Origin of the sequence: Desulfobacter sp., from assembly GCA_028768545.1 — a bacterium.
Classification (GTDB): Bacteria; Desulfobacterota; Desulfobacteria; order Desulfobacterales; family Desulfobacteraceae; genus Desulfobacter.
Window position 1 is genome coordinate 1,796,332 of record CP054838.1, and the last position, 19,375, is coordinate 1,815,706.

General features: G+C 48.6%; 14 protein-coding genes and 5 pseudogenes. 6 read left to right on the top strand and 13 right to left on the bottom strand.

Annotated elements, in window-relative coordinates:
* Positions 1–149: 149 nt before the first annotated feature.
* Positions 150–587 (top strand): hypothetical protein, encoded by a 438-nt coding sequence (locus tag HUN05_08665; protein ID WDP85198.1) that lies wholly within the window; start codon positions 150–152, stop codon positions 585–587.
* 6 nt (positions 588–593) lie between these two features.
* Positions 594–1,442: an outer membrane lipoprotein-sorting protein gene (locus HUN05_08670; GenBank protein ID WDP85199.1), complete on the top strand. Its 849-nt coding sequence runs from the start codon at positions 594–596 to the stop codon at positions 1,440–1,442.
* A 189-nt stretch (positions 1,443–1,631) separates the two neighbouring features.
* Here the strand turns inward: HUN05_08670 and HUN05_08675 are convergent.
* Positions 1,632–1,763, bottom strand: a pseudogene (locus HUN05_08675) (hypothetical protein).
* 395 nt (positions 1,764–2,158) lie between these two features.
* Here HUN05_08675 and HUN05_08680 point away from each other — a divergent pair.
* A complete protein-coding gene (locus tag HUN05_08680) occupies positions 2,159–2,908 on the top strand; it encodes a hypothetical protein (GenBank protein ID WDP85200.1) in 750 nt (249 codons plus the stop codon).
* Positions 2,909–2,915: 7 nt separating this feature from the next.
* Here HUN05_08680 and HUN05_08685 read toward each other — a convergent pair whose 3' ends face one another.
* The 7 genes and pseudogenes from HUN05_08685 to HUN05_08715 all read right to left on the bottom strand — a co-directional run bounded on the left by HUN05_08685 (position 2,916) and on the right by HUN05_08715 (position 8,982).
* Positions 2,916–4,127 carry an IS256 family transposase gene (locus HUN05_08685; protein WDP85201.1) on the bottom strand — a complete coding sequence of 404 codons (1,212 nt, stop codon included), beginning with the start codon at positions 4,125–4,127 and terminating at the stop codon, positions 2,916–2,918.
* Positions 4,128–4,340: 213 nt separating this feature from the next.
* The gene (locus HUN05_08690) at positions 4,341–4,670 is read right to left on the bottom strand and encodes a hypothetical protein (GenBank protein WDP85202.1); all 330 of its coding nucleotides are present in this window, start codon (positions 4,668–4,670) and stop codon (positions 4,341–4,343) included.
* Positions 4,671–5,120: 450 nt separating this feature from the next.
* Positions 5,121–6,259 (bottom strand): annotated as a pseudogene (locus HUN05_08695) (IS3 family transposase).
* A 43-nt stretch (positions 6,260–6,302) separates the two neighbouring features.
* A complete protein-coding gene (locus HUN05_08700; GenBank protein ID WDP85203.1) occupies positions 6,303–6,842 on the bottom strand; it encodes a hypothetical protein in 540 nt (179 codons plus the stop codon).
* Between the two features lie 226 nt (positions 6,843–7,068).
* Complete coding sequence (locus tag HUN05_08705) at positions 7,069–7,566, bottom strand: ATP-binding cassette domain-containing protein (GenBank protein WDP87990.1); 498 nt, start codon at positions 7,564–7,566, stop codon at positions 7,069–7,071.
* 89 nt (positions 7,567–7,655) lie between these two features.
* On the bottom strand, positions 7,656–8,267 hold the full coding sequence (locus HUN05_08710) for an ABC transporter permease subunit (GenBank protein WDP85204.1): 612 nt from the start codon (positions 8,265–8,267) through the stop codon (positions 7,656–7,658).
* 136 nt (positions 8,268–8,403) lie between these two features.
* Positions 8,404–8,982 carry a hypothetical protein gene (locus tag HUN05_08715; protein WDP85205.1) on the bottom strand — a complete coding sequence of 193 codons (579 nt, stop codon included), beginning with the start codon at positions 8,980–8,982 and terminating at the stop codon, positions 8,404–8,406.
* A 56-nt stretch (positions 8,983–9,038) separates the two neighbouring features.
* On the opposite strand from HUN05_08715, the gene HUN05_08720 reads away from it, so the two are divergent.
* Complete coding sequence (locus HUN05_08720; GenBank protein ID WDP85206.1) at positions 9,039–10,250, top strand: IS256 family transposase; 1,212 nt, start codon at positions 9,039–9,041, stop codon at positions 10,248–10,250.
* 7 nt (positions 10,251–10,257) lie between these two features.
* On the opposite strand, the gene HUN05_08725 is transcribed toward HUN05_08720, so the two are convergent.
* The 4 genes and pseudogenes from HUN05_08725 to HUN05_08740 all read right to left on the bottom strand — a co-directional run bounded on the left by HUN05_08725 (position 10,258) and on the right by HUN05_08740 (position 12,902).
* Entirely contained in the window at positions 10,258–10,845 is a 588-nt protein-coding gene (locus tag HUN05_08725; GenBank protein WDP85207.1) for a hypothetical protein, read from the bottom strand.
* A gap of 3 nt (positions 10,846–10,848) precedes the next feature.
* The gene (locus HUN05_08730) at positions 10,849–11,343 is read right to left on the bottom strand and encodes a TonB-dependent receptor (GenBank protein WDP87991.1); all 495 of its coding nucleotides are present in this window, start codon (positions 11,341–11,343) and stop codon (positions 10,849–10,851) included.
* A 27-nt stretch (positions 11,344–11,370) separates the two neighbouring features.
* A pseudogene (locus HUN05_08735) lies at positions 11,371–11,540 on the bottom strand (TonB-dependent receptor).
* 21 nt (positions 11,541–11,561) lie between these two features.
* Positions 11,562–12,902 (bottom strand): TonB-dependent receptor, encoded by a 1,341-nt coding sequence (locus tag HUN05_08740; protein WDP85208.1) that lies wholly within the window; start codon positions 12,900–12,902, stop codon positions 11,562–11,564.
* Positions 12,903–13,297: 395 nt separating this feature from the next.
* Here HUN05_08740 and HUN05_08745 point away from each other — a divergent pair.
* Positions 13,298–15,290 (top strand): annotated as a pseudogene (locus HUN05_08745) (FAD-dependent oxidoreductase).
* A pseudogene (locus HUN05_08750) lies at positions 15,287–17,087 on the top strand (iron hydrogenase small subunit). Before HUN05_08745 ends, HUN05_08750 begins: the two co-directional pseudogenes overlap by 4 nt.
* Before the next feature lie 58 nt (positions 17,088–17,145).
* Here HUN05_08750 and pta read toward each other — a convergent pair.
* Entirely contained in the window at positions 17,146–19,254 is a 2,109-nt protein-coding gene (pta, locus tag HUN05_08755; GenBank protein ID WDP85209.1) for a phosphate acetyltransferase, read from the bottom strand.
* Between the last annotated feature and the right edge of the window lie 121 nt (positions 19,255–19,375).

Consider the following 19,375-nt stretch of genomic DNA (forward strand, 5'->3'; position numbering starts at 1 on the left):
CAGAAGCCACCATTGGAACCGCCAATTCCATGACCGGTACGGGGGCTGCCCGGGACCGGGATGAGATTGCATTTACCGTTGGGTATTTGTTCCGTTAACATATGAAAATTCAACATCATTCAATTGAATGATATCAAGGAGGTAAATTTATGAAACCATTAAGCAGACACCTGTGGATAATGGGTCTGTTCCTGATCTTTGCCCTGGTCCCGAACCGGGCCATGGCAGACGAAATCATTGGAACTGACAATTGGCAGAAAATACAAGGCATGGTTCCGGATACGGTTCTGGAATGGGTGAAAAAGGGGGATACCACCATCACCATTGTGGACCAGCTTAAATTTGACACCTCAAAGATCATGGCCCTGCCGGGATTTGCAGCTGAAAGTAAAAATAATAAGGGACGGTTTGCCATTCAGGAGGGATCCATTGTTGATGTGAACACCGGCAAGAGCGCAGGCTTTATATCAGGCCTTCCCTTTCCTGGCAACCTTTCTGCCGAAGACCCGGATGGGTTTCACAAGCTGTGCTATAACCGGTATTACAACCTCCACCGGATCGGCAGTATCCGCTTTGTTTTTCTATGAGAATTGGTGGGCCGAAAAACCGGGCTGGAAAAAAAGGTCATGGGAAATTTTCTCAACTATTCGTTTGACGGTTACACCCCCCAACAAGAGGTGCCCAATCCCAAAGATATCATGTTCATCAATAACATCACCTTTCCCTACGACATGAAAGGGGCGGCATCCATGATGTGGCGGTATCGGGGAACCAAAAAAGATATGTGCTACAATTATCTTCCCGGGATTCGAAGGGTTCGCAGGGGAAGTCCTGCGGGACGGTCTGATGCCTTTGCAGGGTCTGACTTGACCCTGGACGACCAGGGCGGATACCAGGGGCAGCTGGCGGCCATGAAAACCCGGGTCATTGAAGAGAAAATTGCCCTGGTGCCCTGGATAGACGATACCCCTGTCCCGGTTTACGAAAATGAAAAAGGGGAATGGGTCACGGGAAAAGATGCCCCGCTTCTGGATCTGGGGTTCAGAAAAGATGGATGGCAGGGTGCGCCCTGGGCCATGCCCGGGCTCAAGTATGTCAAACGCAGGGTATGGGTCGGAGAGATGATCTCAAAGGACCCCAGCTACAATTACGGCCTCACCCATATGTGGTGTGACAAGGAGACCGGCATGGCCTGTTATAAAATTAATTATGACCGGAAAAAAGAGTATTGGAAGACCATGATTTTAGGGCTTGCCGCCTTTGCTGCCAAGGATAATCCCGACCATACCTGGTTTGAAATGGGCTCGACCCTGATCGTGGACGACAGGGCCGATCACGGCACCGTCATCGAGCAGGTCAATCCTGAATACCCCTATGTTTTTTATGCGAAAAACGAACGGAACGATTTTTCTTTGGGAGGGTTTAATAAGTATTGTAAATAAAAGGTTAGCCCCAATCCTGCACCTCTTTGTTCAAGGGGGGCAGGATTGGGTCCCAAGGTGTACACGCGTGTTTTTTACATCAATTTTTCCAGGCCGGTACTGTTTTTTTCCTTGGCTGCGGCAGGCTTCCCCATTGGCTTTTTTACTCACAAGCCAACGTAATATCAACCCAGGTCTTTTTCAATATTATTATCCCGGGCAGCAGCTCTGGTCCACCATTTCTGGGATCACGGGATTGACCTTGCCCGGCATGATGGAAGAACACAGGCTGCATAAAGACCGATTGATTTTATTCAGCCCTCACCGTGGGCCCGAAGACATCCACCCAAGATCGTTGCGGGTTTTAGACTCCTGAACTGCGGTTTTTTAATAATAGTCTAGGGCTTTGAAGCCTGCATTGGGGGAGAAAAGCCTGATAGCCCATAGTGAAAAAACGCAAAGATACCGATACAAACCCAAACTGTTTTTCGCTAAAAGTTGAAGTCAGGATAATGCAAGTATGTTTGATTCTGATTAATTCTAAAAAGGAAATTTAACAGGGCATAAAATTTACTGTTGCAATTTTTGACAGAGAGTGCTTAATCAATTCAATTGAATTTAAAGGAGTTACGCAAATCGGGATAACATTAAAATTGTCTTGTTATACAGATAGATAATCAATTTTGAATGATACTCAGATCTGCTGATCATCTTAGCCAAGCAAAAACGGAAAATCAATGTCATATAAATTCATTGACTTACTAAAAAAGTTCAACCGAAAAGAACGATTTTACTTAATAGGGATGGCTTTGGGAAAAAAAGATTTCTCACTATCTGAAAAATTTATTCTTGAACTACAGAAGGCATTTCCCAACAATGGCATTGATTTTTCTAACCCTCTATTTTCAGCCATGGACTATCATATTGATTGGATCTATGCATCTCTCTTCCTTTCTTCAAAGTCTCCTAATGTCAAAAAATACATTGGTGATATCGCCCTATATTCTAGAGATATTGACAAACAATTGATTACAGGAACCCAGCAAGACATTGACTTTATTTCGGTGTTTTCGGATAAAACTAATCCTGAACGTAGTCACCTCATAATGTTGGAGGCAAAAGGGGCTACTGGTTGGACCAATGACCAATTGCAATCCAAAGCCCAAAGATTAAGAGCAATTTTTAATAACGATGGGAAAAAATATCATGACATCGTGCAACCTCATTTTGCTATATTGTCACCCAAAAAGCCTTCAAAGAAATTAAAGACAACAGAATATTCGGAATTTATGACACCAAATAATCAACTTGTTTGGATAAAACGGGAATGTTCAGAATTCTGTGTCACGGTTTCGGTTCCCGGATCTGCCTCAGCGCCAGCGGAAGTAAAAGTCAGGTCCGAGAATGGGCCTTCAATCAGCCACGTCGGAGGAGTTGACTTTTGCTGGAGCGGAGTTCCTGGAACCATCTTTTCCATCTGTAAATAAATCCCTATCAAATTCCCAGCTCTTTATCCAGCCGGCCTTCAAAGAAAATTGCCAACTGGGAAATTGTCAGTGACCAATTTTGAATCGGCATTGTCCATTTTTTACTGGCGTTCTGGATCCCCATGTAAAGCAGTTTTAACAGGCTGTCCTGGTTCGGGAATGATCCCTTTGTTTTGGTCAGTTTTCGAAACTGTCGATGCACAGCCTCAATGGTATTTGTGGTGTATATTATCCGTCGAATCTCTTCTGGATATTTAAAGAAATGACTGAGGCGTTCCCAGTTGTTCCGCCAGGATTTTATCACAATCGGGTATTTGTCATTCCATTTATTTTCCAAGATATCCAGTTCTTCTTCGGCCAGATCCTTATTGACCGCTTTATAAACACGTTTTAGATCTGCCATAAATTCCTTTTTATTTTTGGAACCAACGTATTTCAATGAATTTCGGATCTGGTGGACTACGCAGAGTTGAACTTCTGTGTCCGGGAATATGGTCTCAATGGCCTCGGGAAAACCTTTTAGACCATCAACACAGGCAATCAGGATATCTTTTACCCCTCGGTTTGAAAGGTCTGTTAACACCTGCAGCCAGAAGTTCGCACCCTCATTCTCGGATATGTACAGCCCAAGAACCTCTTTGCGGCCCTCGATATTCACCCCAAGAATTGTGTAAACGGCTTTGCTGCCGACCTTTCCGTTTTCTCGTACTTTATAATGTATGGCATCAAGCCATACGATTGGGTACACATTTTCCAACGGCCTGGCCTGCCATTCTTTGACGGTATGGATGATTTTATCGGTAATGGTGCTCAGAGTGGCATTTGAAATCTCAAGTCCATAGATTTCCTGTAAATGGGAAGCCATATCATTATAACTCATGCCCAGGCCGTAAAGGGCTATTATCTTTCTTTCAATTTCATCGCTGAGCGTTGTCTGATGTTTTTTGACGATCTGTGGAGAGAAGGTTCCGGCCCTGTCACGCGGGGTTTCTAGCTCAAATTTACCATCCAGGGATTTAATGGTCTTTTTGCTTTTTCCATTACGGCGGTTGGCAGAAACTTCCTGCCCGAGATGGGACTCCAACTCTCCTTCAAGAGCAGCTTCAGCAAGATTTTTGATTAATGATGTAAGGACGCCGCCCTTACCTGTGAAGGGTTTACCTTCCTGGATGCCTTTAAGGGCTTTTTGAAAATCAAATTCGGTGTTTTCTTCGGTCATGTCAGTTCTCCTTATTTAGCTGAGTATATCAGCTTTCATTCAACTGACACAGAATTTTGAACGCCCTCTAGGCTGTTGAAACGCATTATTGATGAGGCTGGACAATAAATTTTATGTCTGGTTAATCAAGGTGCCTGAGTCGGGCTGAAATCCCTGGGGGCATTAGAATTGAATTGTTCTCGCTTTTATATCTGAATGAAATGTAAGGTTTTTTTATAAAATAATATCATGCTTGATCAAATAAAATATCAAGCAACTAACAATTGAAATGACACAATACATTTCAGATTTTGAAACTGAGGCATATAAACGTTTCAGGCTATCATACTTTAAATCTGTTTCTTTTTTAATCCATCTATCAATATTGGCTCGATCTCTTTTATTTTTTATACTCAAACCATGACCCTTTACGCGGCCTAACGCTTTCCATTTTTCTTCATGATTTTTTTGTAATTCACCCAAAAAGAGGTTCATTGAAATGACATATTTTACCATAAAGGTAATCGAAAATATGGCAGAAATGATGATACAAATTGTAACCATTATTTTGAAATCCTTTTTTTTACAGCCTCAACTTTTGAGCTGAGAGGTTCGCCAGTTATGGCGCATCCTTCGTTAGTGCTTTGTTTTTGTAAAACTATAGTATTCTGGAGGCTCAAACAGGCCTCCGCAAGTGCATGTTTTAACTCCAATCACATCTTTTTTCTGGCAAGTATTGCATATTTTGAATCCAGGATCCTCTAAAAAAGATTTACCACGATAGATTTGGATCACATAATAAACAAACGATAGAATGCGCCTACCCCCAATCTTAAACCACGAAACGAGATTTCTTAAGTGGAAACTGCGCTCTCTTGTTTAGTAATATAGGCGACCTACGAGCCGCTCGTTTTTTATGCTGCTCTCTTTCCCATGTTTCTGTCCTTAATGCGTTAAATCCTCGCGCCTTAGCGCGGAACATATACCCAGTAGGGCCGCCGGAGGCATATTTGATCATAATTTCTTATGACCTCCTTTTGTGACTGTCCCTTTGATGAATACCTCAGCTGGGGTTTGCTTGTCCAGTGCAGAATGCTTCCGCTCGCAGTTATAGTAGCAGAAATAGGCATCCAGCCCTCTGTACAGCGAGTGCCCATCGCTGTAAGCTTTAGGGTAGACGTCCTCATACTTGAGTGTCCACCAAAGACGTTCGATGAATACATTGTCGATAGCTCGTCCGCGCCCATCCATGCTCAGAGCGATTTTTTTGTCTAACAACACACCCGTGAAGGCATCCGAGGTGAATTGTGAACCTTGGTCTGTGTTAAAGATCTCCGGGGTGTCTTGTTCCAAGGCCCGTTCCAGCGCTGCAATGCAGAAAAGACTGTCCAATGAGTTCGACAGCTCCCACGAAATAACATAGCGGCTATACCAGTCGATTACAGCATTCAGGTACATGAACCCATGCCGCATCGGAATGTAGGTGATGTCGGTGCTCCAAACCTGGTTAACGCGTTCAATCTCAACATTACGAAGCAGATATGGATATACTTTATGTTCAGGAGCAGGCTTGCTTGTGTGTGGTCCTGGCGTGATGGCCTGAATTCCCATACGCTGCATCAGACGAGCTACCCGCTTTCGGTTGGTACAGTGTCCCTGATCACGGAGCCAGTTCGTCATGCGCGGATAACCGAATTCCGGATGCCTCATATATTGCTCGTCGATCATACGCATCAGCAGAAGGTTTTCATTTGTTTCAGGGACGGGTTTATAGTAGAAACCCGAACGAGGTGCGCCTGCCAGTCGACATTGGCGTCGGATCGAATAGACGGAGTCAGGTTTCACCCAACTCCGACGCGTTGAAACCGGCAGGCTCATAACTTTTTTTCAAGCCACTTGATGTCCATTTTCAGTCGCCCGATCTCCTCGTAAAGTGGGGCAGTGATTTCTTCCTCGGTCTTTGGCCGCCGTTTTTTCCCTGATGGGAAAAGCTCTAGGGCATTGGTGAGCAGTTGTTTCTTCCAAGCCGATATTTGATTTGGATGAACCTTATAGGCCGTTGATAGCTCGGCTAAGGTCTTCATTCCCTTGATGGCTTCGACCGCCACTTTGACTTTAAATTTTGCCGAAAATTGTCTTCTTTTACGTGTCATTTTCATGCGTCCTTTCTTACCATTTTCAGGACGCGGATTCCACTTAAGCAAGTGGTCCTAAAATCGGGGGTAACCGCAGAATGACTGAACTATAGAGTGTCCATAAATTTGTAGCGTTATCTTCCGATGGGGTAATGAGAAGTGTGAAAATCAGATTTAAGAATAAAAACAGGGATATTGGTATAGTCGGGTTGAACCTTGATCTTTTCTGCTTGGACTGAATAAGTGAGATTTCCTTTTCTGTTTTTCTAAACCATTTACCCGTATTTTTTCCGCTCTTTAACTGGGAGACGTTATTCAGAATCTTAGAGTAGTACTTTATTGAAAAGTCTAAAAACAAGCAAACACTGAATCCGATAACCAGAGCGATATATACGCCTTCGGCAAAATTATGTCCGCCGTTTAAAGTCCACAGAATCTTACCTGGTATGTAAAATAAGTATCTCCATATTGGGTCTAATTCAATTAGGGCTTTTATTATGAAAGTGTCTCCATAGTTTGGGATAGCAGCCTGAATAATTTGTTGAAGAATAACAACGGAAAGACCATAGAACAAAAAGGGATATTTGTTAATTAGTTTCATTTTTATAGAATCAATTGATTATCAGTTCAATCCCCCTGAAACAGATAAAATCCACCCTGATCAAGGAGCAGTCAGAATTAAAGGACCATTTGATTTGAGATTAAACTTAACTCCTGGATGATTTGCAAGTTTTTTTCCTGAAAATTAAAATTCCATAGTTATAATCAGTTTGGGTATTTGAGCAATTTACACCGTCCGGACAACAACAAAAGGCCTGCCATGTGGTTTAACCATGGCAGATTTGGATCGGGCGGCAAGGGAGTTTAAGGATTTGGGCGCCCATGGCCCGGGCCGGGGCAAGGTCATGACTGGCCATGAAAATGGTGAGGTCCTTGTTTTGGTTGAGGCAGCTTAAATCATTGGCCACAAGATGCTGCCAGTTTTTGTCCAGAAAGGCAAAGGGCTCGTCCAAAAAGAGAAGATCAGGCCCGGGCAAAAGGCTCATGGCAAGGCCCAGCCGTTTTTTCATTCCACCGCTCAGCTTGGATGGGGGCAGGTTATATGCCGGTAAAAGCCCGAGCCGGTCCAGCAGGGCTTTGATCCGGGGCTCTTTTTGGGAAGAGGGATGGGACAGGATAAATGCCATGTTGGCCCCCACACTTTTCCAGGGCAGAAAAACAGGGGTTTGAAAGGCAAAGCCCATTTGGGTGGCCGATGTGTTTACCCGGCCTGTATTCGGACAGGCAAGGCCTGCGGCAATGTGAAGCAGGGTGGATTTCCCAATGCCTGAACAGGCAGATGCTCTCCCCTTTTTTAAGCTTCATGTTCACCCGGTCTAAGATAATGGTGTTGTTGTAGGCTTTGCCGATATGATCAAGGGTCAGCATTTTGTCCTCCTTTTTTTGAGGACAATACCCGTAAGGGCCGTATCCAGAAGATTTCCATGGATACCCCAATACTGATCAGCACCAGGGCCCAGGCAAAGAGGGCTTCCATGTCCATCATGCGAAAGGCCCAGTAAACCCGGGCGCCCATGCCCTGGTCAGCGCCCAGAAATTCAGCCACGGCGGTAATTTTCAGGCAGGAGCCCAAGGCATAGGAAAATCCAGCCAGAAAATGGGGGAAAATACCGGGCAGGATCAGGTCTTTGATCATGACCCATTTTTTGATCTGGTAAATTTGGGCCAGGTCAAACAAGCGTCGGTCCAGGTGGGCTGCGGCCGTGGCCGTGGAGATAAACAGGGGAGGGAACAAAGAGGCTGTGACCACCAGGACGGGCAAAAGCGTGCCTGTGCCGGCCCAGACCATGACCAGGGTGATCCAGAGGATGGGGGGGGGGTGGTCTGGAGAATGGCGGCCAGGGGCATGATCATATCCATGATCTTTGGGTTCCGGCCGGCAGGGATGCCGGTTGCCAGCGCCAAGAGCGTTGTGATGGACAGGGCCACAATCCCGCGGAACAGGGTGATGCTGATATGGGCCCAAAAATCCGGGGTTAGGGCCAATCGCATAAGGCAGGCCATGGTTCCGGACAAAGAGGGCACCAGACCATTGCCGAAAATATGGTTGGCCGTGATCCAGGCCAGGGTCAAAATGGTTATGGAGATCCCAAACCCCATGCTTATTTCCAGAACAGATCTTTATTGTCTGGATGGGGGGTGCCGAGAACCGAGAGATAGTTTTGGATTTCTTCTTGAATCCCATGGCTTTTTCGGACCATAAACAGGTCCCGGCCCAGGGATTTTTCGATCAGATCCCGGGAAATAAAGGATTCAAAGGCCTTGGGCAGGCAGGCAATCCCCTTGGCAGGATCCTCTGAAAGCAACTGGGCCGCGGCCAGTATTTCCTGGGCCAGAAAGGCCATAAGTTCCGGGTATCGCTTTGCCGTCCTTGCGTTTACGGCAATTCCTGCAATGGGCATTCTGGCGTTTGTTTGGGTAAATCGGCCATAGGCCTGTTCAAGGTTTTCTCCCACCGTAAGGTAAGGCATTTTTTCTAAAAAAACAGTGACCAGGGGTTCGGGTACCAGGGCTGCCCTGATTTCCCCTGTTATCAATTTTGCGGCCAGCTGCCGGGGCCCATGTGAAAGGAAGATGATTCTGGGTTTGTCAGGGTCCAGGATATGGTTGAGGATGGGGATGGCCGGAGACCCCTGGGGGGCAACGGCCAAGGGTTTACCGTAAAAATCGAGGGCGTTCAAAATTCTGTGTCAGTTGAATGAAAGCTGATATACTCAGCTAAATAAGGAGAACTGACATGACCGAAGAAAACACCGAATTTGATTTTCAAAAAGCCCTTAAAGGCATCCAGGAAGGTAAACCCTTCACAGGTAAGGGCGGCGTCCTTACATCATTAATCAAAAATCTTGCTGAAGCTGCTCTTGAAGGAGAGTTGGAGTCCCATCTCGGGCAGGAAGTTTCTGCCAACCGCCGTAATGGAAAAAGCAAAAAGACCATTAAATCCCTGGATGGTAAATTTGAGCTGGAAACCCCGCGTGACAGGGCCGGAACCTTCTCTCCACAGATCGTCAAAAAACATCAGACAACGCTCAGCGATGAAATTGAAAGAAAGATAATAGCCCTTTACGGCCTGGGCATGAGTTATAATGATATGGCTTCCCATTTACAGGAAATCTATGGACTTGAGATTTCAAATGCCACTCTGAGCACCATTACCGATAAAATCATCCATACCGTCAAAGAATGGCAGGCCAGGCCGTTGGAAAATGTGTACCCAATCGTATGGCTTGATGCCATACATTATAAAGTACGAGAAAACGGAAAGGTCAGCAGCAAAGCCGTTTACACAATTCTTGGGGTGAATATCGAGGGCCGCAAAGAGGTTCTTGGGCTGTACATATCCGAGAATGAGGGTGCGAACTTCTGGCTGCAGGTGTTAACAGACCTTTCAAACCGAGGGGTAAAAGATATCCTGATTGCCTGTGTTGATGGTCTAAAAGGTTTTCCCGAGGCCATTGAGACCATATTCCCGGACACAGAAGTTCAACTCTGCGTAGTCCACCAGATCCGAAATTCATTGAAATACGTTGGTTCCAAAAATAAAAAGGAATTTATGGCAGATCTAAAACGTGTTTATAAAGCGGTCAATAAGGATCTGGCCGAAGAAGAACTGGATATCTTGGAAAATAAATGGAATGACAAATACCCGATTGTGATAAAATCCTGGCGGAACAACTGGGAACGCCTCAGTCATTTCTTTAAATATCCAGAAGAGATTCGACGGATAATATACACCACAAATACCATTGAGGCTGTGCATCGACAGTTTCGAAAACTGACCAAAACAAAGGGATCATTCCCGAACCAGGACAGCCTGTTAAAGCTGCTTTACATGGGGATCCAGAACGCCAGTAAAAAATGGACAATGCCGATTCAAAATTGGTCACTGACAATTTCCCAGTTGGCAATTTTCTTTGAAGGCCGGCTGGATAAAGAGCTGGGAATTTGATAGGGATTTATTTACAGATGGAAAAGATGGTTCCAGGAACTCCACTCCAGCAAAAGTCAACTCCTCCGACGTGGCTGATTGAAGGCCCATTCTCGGACCTGACTTTTACTTCCGCTGGCGCTGAGGCAGATCCGGGAACCGAAACCGTGACACAGAATTCTGAACATTCCCTAAAAACAGAAAAACGGGAAAAAGAGGTTGAGACCAGATAAAATTTGCGCCACCCTGTGGTGAGCATGAGTTTTACCGGCGCTCCCCTGGCCGCTGCCCGGGCAAAGCCTTGGGTGTGACCCAGCCACAAATCCCCTCTCCCGGCCAAAAGAATGCCCCTCAGATCATTCAGGTGTTTCCACTGCCTGACCCTCAGTCGGCATTTTTCAAGGATATGCCCCTGGTTTACGGCATGCCAGAAGGCCAGTTGGGGGGTTGTGGCAAGGCCTGTGGTATAAAAGGTTAAAACCGGCAGGTTTGGGTTGTCCCCCAATAAAAATTCATTTTCCGAAGGTCGGGTCAGGCATATATAGGCGCCCAGAGAGATCAGGGCCATCACCAAAAGCCCCAGAAAAATTCCCTGTATTTTGTGTGAACCTTTCATGATTTAAAATGTCATTTTCCAGGCCAGGTAGGCGTTGAATCCGGGCTCTGACAATTCAACGCCCCGGGAGGTGGACAAGTGGTTGGCATACGCTTTGTCAAGCAGATTGTCTATTCCCAGCACCAGATCATGATGGGTCTTGCCGATCAAAAATCGATATCCAGCCTTGAGATTGACTGTGGCCCATCCCGGGGTCCGGGTCTCTTCTGAACTCACCTTGTTCTGGTGTGCGGCCCAGGTCAGATTTATGTCACCCCAAAGCCCTGGGCTGTTTTTGTTGTATCCCATGCCGGCCAGGCCGTTCAAGGGCGGTATGAATGAAAGATCGGTGTTGTCGGTTTCATTGGTCCCACGGGTGTAGGCAATATTGGCATACAATTGCCAGAGGCCAAAAGGACGGTATTGGACGTCAAGTTCTCCGCCCAGCAGCCTGGCCTTGTTCAGGTTTTCCATTTGATAGACCGTGGCGGATCCTGGAACAAGGGCCTCGGTGATCATCTCATTGAGGAAATTGGCGTACAGGCCGCTGAAACTCTCAAGACCTGCGTATTGTAGTGAAGCCCGTATTCAAAAAACATGGAGCGTTCAGGGTCCAGGTCCGGGTTTCCGTATATCTGCCCGCCGGAAAAGGCAAGGTACTTATACCGCTCCATAAGATCGGGTGACCGAAAGGCGGTTGCACAAAGAAATGTCATGGAAAGATGCGGGACCCATTGCTAGGTCATGCCTGCATGGGCATTCCAGCTTAGGTCATGGCTTGACTGGGCATCACGCATTAAAGCGGGAACCATGGCGGGTAAAGGGGGAATGACCCAATTGTACAAGGCATCAGATTTTGTTTTCATATAATCGATTCGTCCCCCCAGGTTCAGGATCAGGGAGGGAAAAATTTGTATATCATCTTCCATGAAAAAACCCACCGAGGTCTGCCGGGCATCGGCCAAAGGGGTATCAATACCGGTAAGGCCCGATGAAAAATTTTTTTCGCGAAAGGTATCCATGGCCCAGGACCAGGTGTCCAGGCCCGCAACCAGGCTGTGGGCGTCAAGCTCGACCGTATTTATCCATTTGGCCCCAAAGGTTTTATGAATCCCTGTGGGCTTGATGGTGTCCATGGGGCTGGTTTTGGGAAAATCCATTTTTACGTTTCGCTCTATTTTTTGGTAATAGAGGTTGAGATCGGATTGGGACAGGACATTGGATTCCGGGGTCAGGTGGTGGGTCAGGCTGACCAGGGTCCGGTAAGTATCAGGATAGGTGATGGCGGGGCCGGCAGGAAGGGCCAATCCTTTGCCCGGGATCCCAATGTCATTTCCCTTGGTATATTGGATGTTAATTTGGGTGAGGTTGGCAGGGTTCCATTTGACCGCGGATTTGAGCCCCAGGGTATCATCCGCAAAAAAACTGTGGTCCTGGACGGTTCCTTTTCCCGTTTCATAGGGGTCATAGTCCCGTCGGCCTCCGAATGCATAGATCCAGAAGTTTTTTGAGTTCAGGGCGGTCTGGCCAAAGGCGCTGAACCCCTGGGGGTTTAAACCGGTGCTGCCCCCAATGGTGCTAGAGGTCCGGGTCTGGTCGGAAAATGTTCCTTTGCGGGTAATGATATTGATGACACCGCCCATGGTTCCGGATCCGTAAAGAGAGGATATGGGGCCTTTGAGCACTTCAACCCGCTGGATCTCATTGGGATTGATCAGGCCGAACCGGGCATTGATATCCGTTGCCGTGTTCACCCGGGTCCCGTCAATGAGAAAAACCACCTGCTCCCGGCCCAGACCCCGGATGTTCACGGCAGATCCCCAGGCAGAATCCGAAGATTTTTTCACTCCGGGAATTTGGGTCAGGGTATTGGTGATTGAAGGGTCCTGGGCCTGGAAAATGTCCTGACTTTCCATGACAGCCGTTCCTCCGGGGGTGAGGCAGACACTGCTGTCTTTTCCCCGGGCCGTGACCAGGATATCTGCTAGCGTATAGCATTCTGATGCCAATAGGGGCATGGCCTGAATCAAGACCAGGCATGCTGCAACCATGACTCCGAGTCGTTTTTGGGGTGTCATTTTATTCTCCTGTATTTTTTTGACTGCCCAGAGCAAAGTCCAAGATCCATGCCATGGCATGAAAAAAGGGTATCTGGGAAAGGGCCTTTGGTTTTAACCCCTGGAATTACACTGAGATAAACAAAAAGAAAAAATTTTACGGCCAGGATAAATTTCGGGCCGCTTTTTTGAGGGAAACAAAGTTTTTTAACACCCTGTAAAGAAAAACAACACCTGACCGGGGGGCGTGGAGGATAAATTTTTGCCAATCCCACCCTGTTCAAGGCCTTTCCAGGTTTTATTTTTTTTGGAACCCTCTGGCATGCCCATTGCTGAAAACAATGATCGGGCACCCTTGAATCTGGGTTTGACCCGGCCTTTGGGGCAATGGATGAACACAAATAAAGGAAGATCACATGGCAAAAATTATATTCGGGGTCTGGGACGGGAATGTCATTGATAATCGCGGGAAAAAGATATTTGAGATTGAAGAGCACCCCGAGTTTGGCGATTTCGATGAGTTCAATCCTGGAAACCCCATCAAGGCGTTTTTCGGGGCCCATGGGTTTTTTATCTTTGAAAAAAATGTCAACCTTCTGGATTCGGCCTTTCAATACATGGCGCGGGCCGCCCAGGAGTCCTGCGAGAAATGCACCCCCTGCAGAGTGGGCACCCAGATCATCACCTCCAAGCTGGCGGATCTGACCCAGGGCAGGGGAACCCTTGAGATGCTGGACGAAATCCAAATTGTTGCAGAACATGTCAGGGCCACTTCCCTGTGCGGCCTCGGGCAGATCGCCACCGTGGCCCTGCTGGAGATGCTCAAATATTTCAGAAACACCCTGGAAAGGGAGATCCAAGAGGGAAAGGTCATCACACCCCAGCCCTGCACCACCTATGTTACGGCCCCCTGTATTGAGGCCTGTCCCTCAAAGGTGGATGTTCCCCGGTATATTGACTATATCAAGGACGGCAAATTTACCCATTCTCTCGGGGTGATCCTCCAAAAATATCCCATGGCTGCTACCTGCGGCCGGGTCTGTGTGAGATTCTGCGAGCTGGCCTGCCGCAGAACCCAGGTGGATGAGGCCGTGGGCATCAAGGTCTTAAAACGCTTTGTTGCCGACCATGAAGCCTCTGGCCAGGGATTTTCCTCGTATATGGTTTCGGATAAAAAAGATCCTGATTTAAAGGTGGCCGTGATCGGAACCGGTCCTGCCGGTATTTCAGCGGCCTACCATTTGCTGCTCAAAGGATATCCTGTGGATGTGTTTGAGGCCAAATCCGTGCCCGGCGGGATGGCGGCTACGGGGATCCCTGAATACCGGCTGCCCAAAGATGTGTTGTCCAAGGAGATCAGCATCATTGAAACCCTGGGGGGCCAGATTTTTTACAATCGGAAAATGGGCCGGGAGTTTTCTCTGCAAAGCCTTTTTTCCAACGGGTATAAGGCGGTTTTTCTGGGGGTGGGCACCCATAAGGGCAATATGATGGGTGCCATAGGGGAAGATCCCAATCTTGAGGGATATGATTTTGGGGTGGATTTTTTGTTGCGCATCAACCACGATTATATTGACCGGGGCATTCCTATGACATTGGGAGAAAAAATGGTGGTGGTGGGCGGGGGCAACGTGGCCATGGACTGTGTCCGGTCTGCCCTGAGAATGGGGGTCAAAGAGGTTCACCTGGTCTACCGCAGAAGCCGCAGCCAGATGCCGGCTGATCCTGAAGAGATCGAGGCCGCTGAAAAAGAAGGGGTGATCTTTCATCTCCAGGTCAACCCCTGTTATTTCCCAGGACGGGAAAATAACAGGGGTTGAACTGATTGAGATGGTACTTGGAGATCCGGATGAAAGCGGCAGAAGAAGCGTTTTTCCCAAAGAGGGGTTTGAATTTGTGCTGGAAACCGACCACCTGATACCGGCCATCGGCCAGAAAGTTGAGACAGGGTTTTTGTCCCCGAAAATCGATAATGTCTCGTTTACCAGCAAAGGCACCCTCCAGGTGGGCAAGGATTCTTTGATGACCACACGCAAAGGGGTATTTGCCGGCGGAGACTGCGTCACATGGCCTGCCACCCTGGTCCAGGCCATGGCCCAGGGGGAAACGGGGGCCAGAAATATTGACGATTACCTGACCTGCGGCCGGGTCAGATTTTATCCCAGAGACCGGATGAGCCAGTTGGTGGGTCATGTCCAGCCCATGATCGATTCGGGGGTGACCCTGCTGGTAAGACACGAGTACCGGGTGAAAATAAAAGAACTGGACCCTGATGTCCGCAAGCAGATATTTGAAGAGGTTGAAAAACCCATTTCCGTGGAAGAGGCCTATCACGAGGCCCACCGGTGCATGAGATGCTACCGGGTCTATTCCGTAATCACAGAACAACAGGGGGGCAGTATATCATGAAGGGAACCATTAACGGCAAACCCGTGGAATTTATGGAAAATCAAACCATCCTGACCGTGGCAAAGCTGAACGGCCACTTTATTCCCACCCTCTGCGAGATGGCGGATATCAACCACACCCCGGGCACCTGCCGGGTCTGCCTGGTGGATATCAAACGGGAAAATGATCCAAAACACCAGATTGTCACCTCCTGCACCACACCTATGGAAGCGGGGATGGACGTGCTGACCCGGACTCCCAAGGTCAGGCAGATGCAGCGGCTCCAGGTGGAACTGCTCCTGGCCGACCACAATCAGGACTGTGCCTCGTGCATTCGCCACGGCAATTGCGAACTCCAGGACGTGGCCCAGTTTGTGGGGCTGCAGCAGACCCGGTACCATTATCCCCATTTTTATCTGAACCGGTCCAAGGATACCTCGTCTCCCTGTGTGGTCCGGGACATGAGCAAGTGTATCCGCTGTTTTCGGTGCGTGAATGTCTGTCGGGAGATCCAGGGGGTGGATACCTTGGTGATCACGGAAAGAGGGCTGGGCACCCAGATCAGTGTCAGGGACCATCTGCCCCTGGGAGACTCTGATTGTGTGGGCTGCGGCCAGTGTATCCTGGTCTGTCCGGTGGGGGCTTTGGCAGAGAAACAATGATATTGAGCAGGTCATGGATTATCTTTATGATCCGTCGGTCACCACGGTGTTTCAGTTTGCTCCGGCGGTTCGCACGGCTTTGGGAGAGGAATTTAATCTCCCTGCCGGAACCAACCTTGAAGGCCAGATTATTTCCGCCCTTAAAAAACTGGGGGCTGACCTGGTTTTGGACACCAATTTTACCGCGGACCTGGTGATCATGGAAGAGGGAAACGAACTGCTTAAAAGGGTAAAAGAAAAGGCAGAATTGCCCATGTTTACCTCCTGCTGTCCGGCCTGGGTCTCCTATGTGGAAAAAAATTATCCCGAGATGACCCCCCATATTTCCACCACCAAATCCCCCCAGCAATGTTTTGGTGCCATGGCCAAGACCTATCTGGCCGGGAAAATGGGGCTGGATCCAGGGCGCATGCGGGTGATTTCCATCATGCCCTGCACGGCCAAAAAAGGGGAGGCCAAGCGGCCTGAATTCATGACCAACGGCCAGGCCGAGGTGGATGCCGTGCTGACCACCCGGGACTTTGCAAGGCTGTTGAAACGGGAGGGCATTCACCCCCGAAACCTGGATTCTTCCGGGTTTGACAACCCGTGGATGGGGGAGTATTCCGGGGCTGCCGTGATTTTCGGCACCACCGGCGGGGTCATGGAAGCGGCCTTGCGAACCGTCCACAAGGTGGTCACAGGCGAGGAATTGGACCCCATAGAATTTCAAAAGATCCGGGGAATGGAGCATATCCGGAAAGCAGATGTGGATCTCGGCCCTGATCTGGGCACGGTTAAGGTGGCTGTGGTTCATACCCTAAAGGCTGCGGCAAAACTGGTTGATGCCGTCAAATCAGGTGAGGCGGATTATACCTTTGTGGAAGTCATGGCCTGTCCCGGGGGCTGTATGGGGGGCGGGGGCCAGCCTAGAAGCAAACATGCCTACCAGGCCTGCTGCGACCAGCGGCGCCAGGGCCTTTATGATATTGATTCCCGGGCAAAGGTCCGTCAGTCCCACAACAATCCATTGATTCAAAAACTCTATGATGAATTTTTGGAAAAACCCCTGGGCCATAAGTCCCACCGTTTGCTTCACACCTCATATACGGACCAGAAAAGAATGGTCAGGCACGCCATGAAAGATATATGGGAGGAAATTGAGAACAGAACCTGAAAAATAGACCCTGTGCCGGCCGGAAAAAAGGTTTCCGGCCGGCACAGGGTCAGGTTCTTTAGATTAATCCCTTGCCGGCCTGGGCCTGAATTGCGGTAATGGCTACGGTATTCACGATGTCCGGGATGGTGCATCCCCGGCTCAGATCGTTCACCGGTTTGTTCAGCCCCTGGAGTACGGGACCGATGGCAACGGCCTTTTCCGAAGCGCGCTGAACCGCTTTATAGGTATTATTTCCCGTGTTAAGATCCGGAAAGATAAATACCGTGGTTTGGCCGGCCACCCTGGAGTCGGGCAGTTTGGTTTTGGCCACCTCAGGATCAATGGCGGCATCGTATTGGAGCGGGCCTTCCAAGAGCAATTCAGGTGATTTCTCATTGGCGATCCGGGTGGCCTTGATGACTTTTTCTACATCCACCCCGGTGCCCGAGGGCCCTGTGGAATAAGAGAGCATGGCCACCCGGGGGTCAATGCCGAAGGTTTTTGCGGTATTTGCCGATGTGATGGCGATTTCCGCCAATTGTTCGGCCGTTGGATTTGGATTCACCGCGCAATCGCCAAACACCAGCACCCGGTCCTTGAGGCACATGAGAAAGACCGAAGAGACAATGGCGGCCTGTGACCGGGTCTTGATGATCTGAAATCCGGGACGGATGGTGTGGGCCGTGGTATTGATTGATCCTGAGACCATGCCGTCGGCATGCCCCTTTTGAACCATCATGGTGCCAAAATAGGTGGGATCCATGATCATATCCCGGGCCATATCCCGGGTGACGCCCTTTGCCTTTCTCAAATCGTAAAAGGTTTGGATATAGTTTTCTGTTTTCGGACTTTCTTCCGGAGCTATGATATTCACCCCGGCAAGGGTCAGCCCCAGTTCTTGGATCTTTTTATTGACCCTTTCAGGCTTTCCAATCAGGGTGATTTCGCAGACTTTGCGCCGTAAAAGAATATCTGCGGCCTTTAAAATTCTCTCCCCCATGCCTTCGGCTAACACGATATGCTGGAGATTTTTTTTGGCCTTTTCAATGAGGCTGTACTCGAACATCTGGGGGGTGATCCGGATTGATTTTCTGGCTGCCAGTTTTTTCCTCAGCTCATCTGTTGCCACATGGGCCTCAAAGGTGCCAAGGGCCAGGGCGATCCGTCTGGGATTTTCCGGGGAAATGCTTCCCTGGAGCCGGTTCAAGGCCGTTGCAGTGACATGGGTGGTCTCCCCGGTCTGGATGATGGGCAAAGGAACCCCTTTCCATCCCTTGATAAGCCTCATGATCGTATCGGGTATTTCAATTCCTCCGGTGACCAGAATGCCTGAAATATCAGGATATGCCGAGGAATATCTGGAGGCAAGGCAGGTCAGCACAATGCTTGACCGGTCCCCGGGGCATACCACCAGGCAGCCTTTTTTGATGTGATTGAGAAAATTGGGTGCCAGCATGGCCGCAACCACGTAATCTGAGATCTGGTTGTCCATGGCCTGTTCGCCAAAAAGAATTTTGGAACCCAAATATTTTTGAACATCCTCCATGGTCGGCTGTCCCAGGGCGGCCAGTTCCGGAATGGCATAGACCAGGCAGTCCGACCGGTGGACAGCCTTTTTCAGGCAGGTCTTGAGGGCCTCCAGGTCCTGGGAATCCACCCGGTTGACCAGAAGGCCCAATACATCCACCCCTTTATTTTCAAGGCTTTCAATGGAAAGCTGGCCCGAGGAGACCACCTCGTCAATGGGTTTATGGTGACCGTTTGACACCACCAGGGCAGGAATGCCAAGGTCGGCCATGATCTCCGCATTGATGTCAAATTCAAAGGCTTCACTGCCTGCGGCAAAATCTGTCCCTTCACAGAGAACAAACCGGCATTTTTTTTCAAGCTCTTTGTACTTGTTGAGAATGGTCTCCATCATTTGAGCCTGTTGGCCGGCATTGATCATTTTTTTGGCCTCTTCCATGGTGTAGGCATAGGTCTGTTCATACGCTGTCCCAAGATGGAAGTGGTTGAGAACAAGATCAATGTCCGGGTCTTTGCCCTGGTGACCCCGCGGATTTATGATGGGCCTGAAAAAGCCTACGATCCTTATATCTTTTAATAAAAGCTGCATAATCCCGAGAACAATCAAGGATTTTCCACTCCGGGTTTCAGTGGGGGTGATGTAGAGACTGTTTGCCATATTTTTATCCTTTTTATCTATGAAACTTAAGCCGATAATTTGCAATCGTCAGCGGTTTTTTTGTTGTGGCCAGAGGTCATTCGCCGGCCATGCCGGTGATTAAGGCGGATGGTTTAAACCC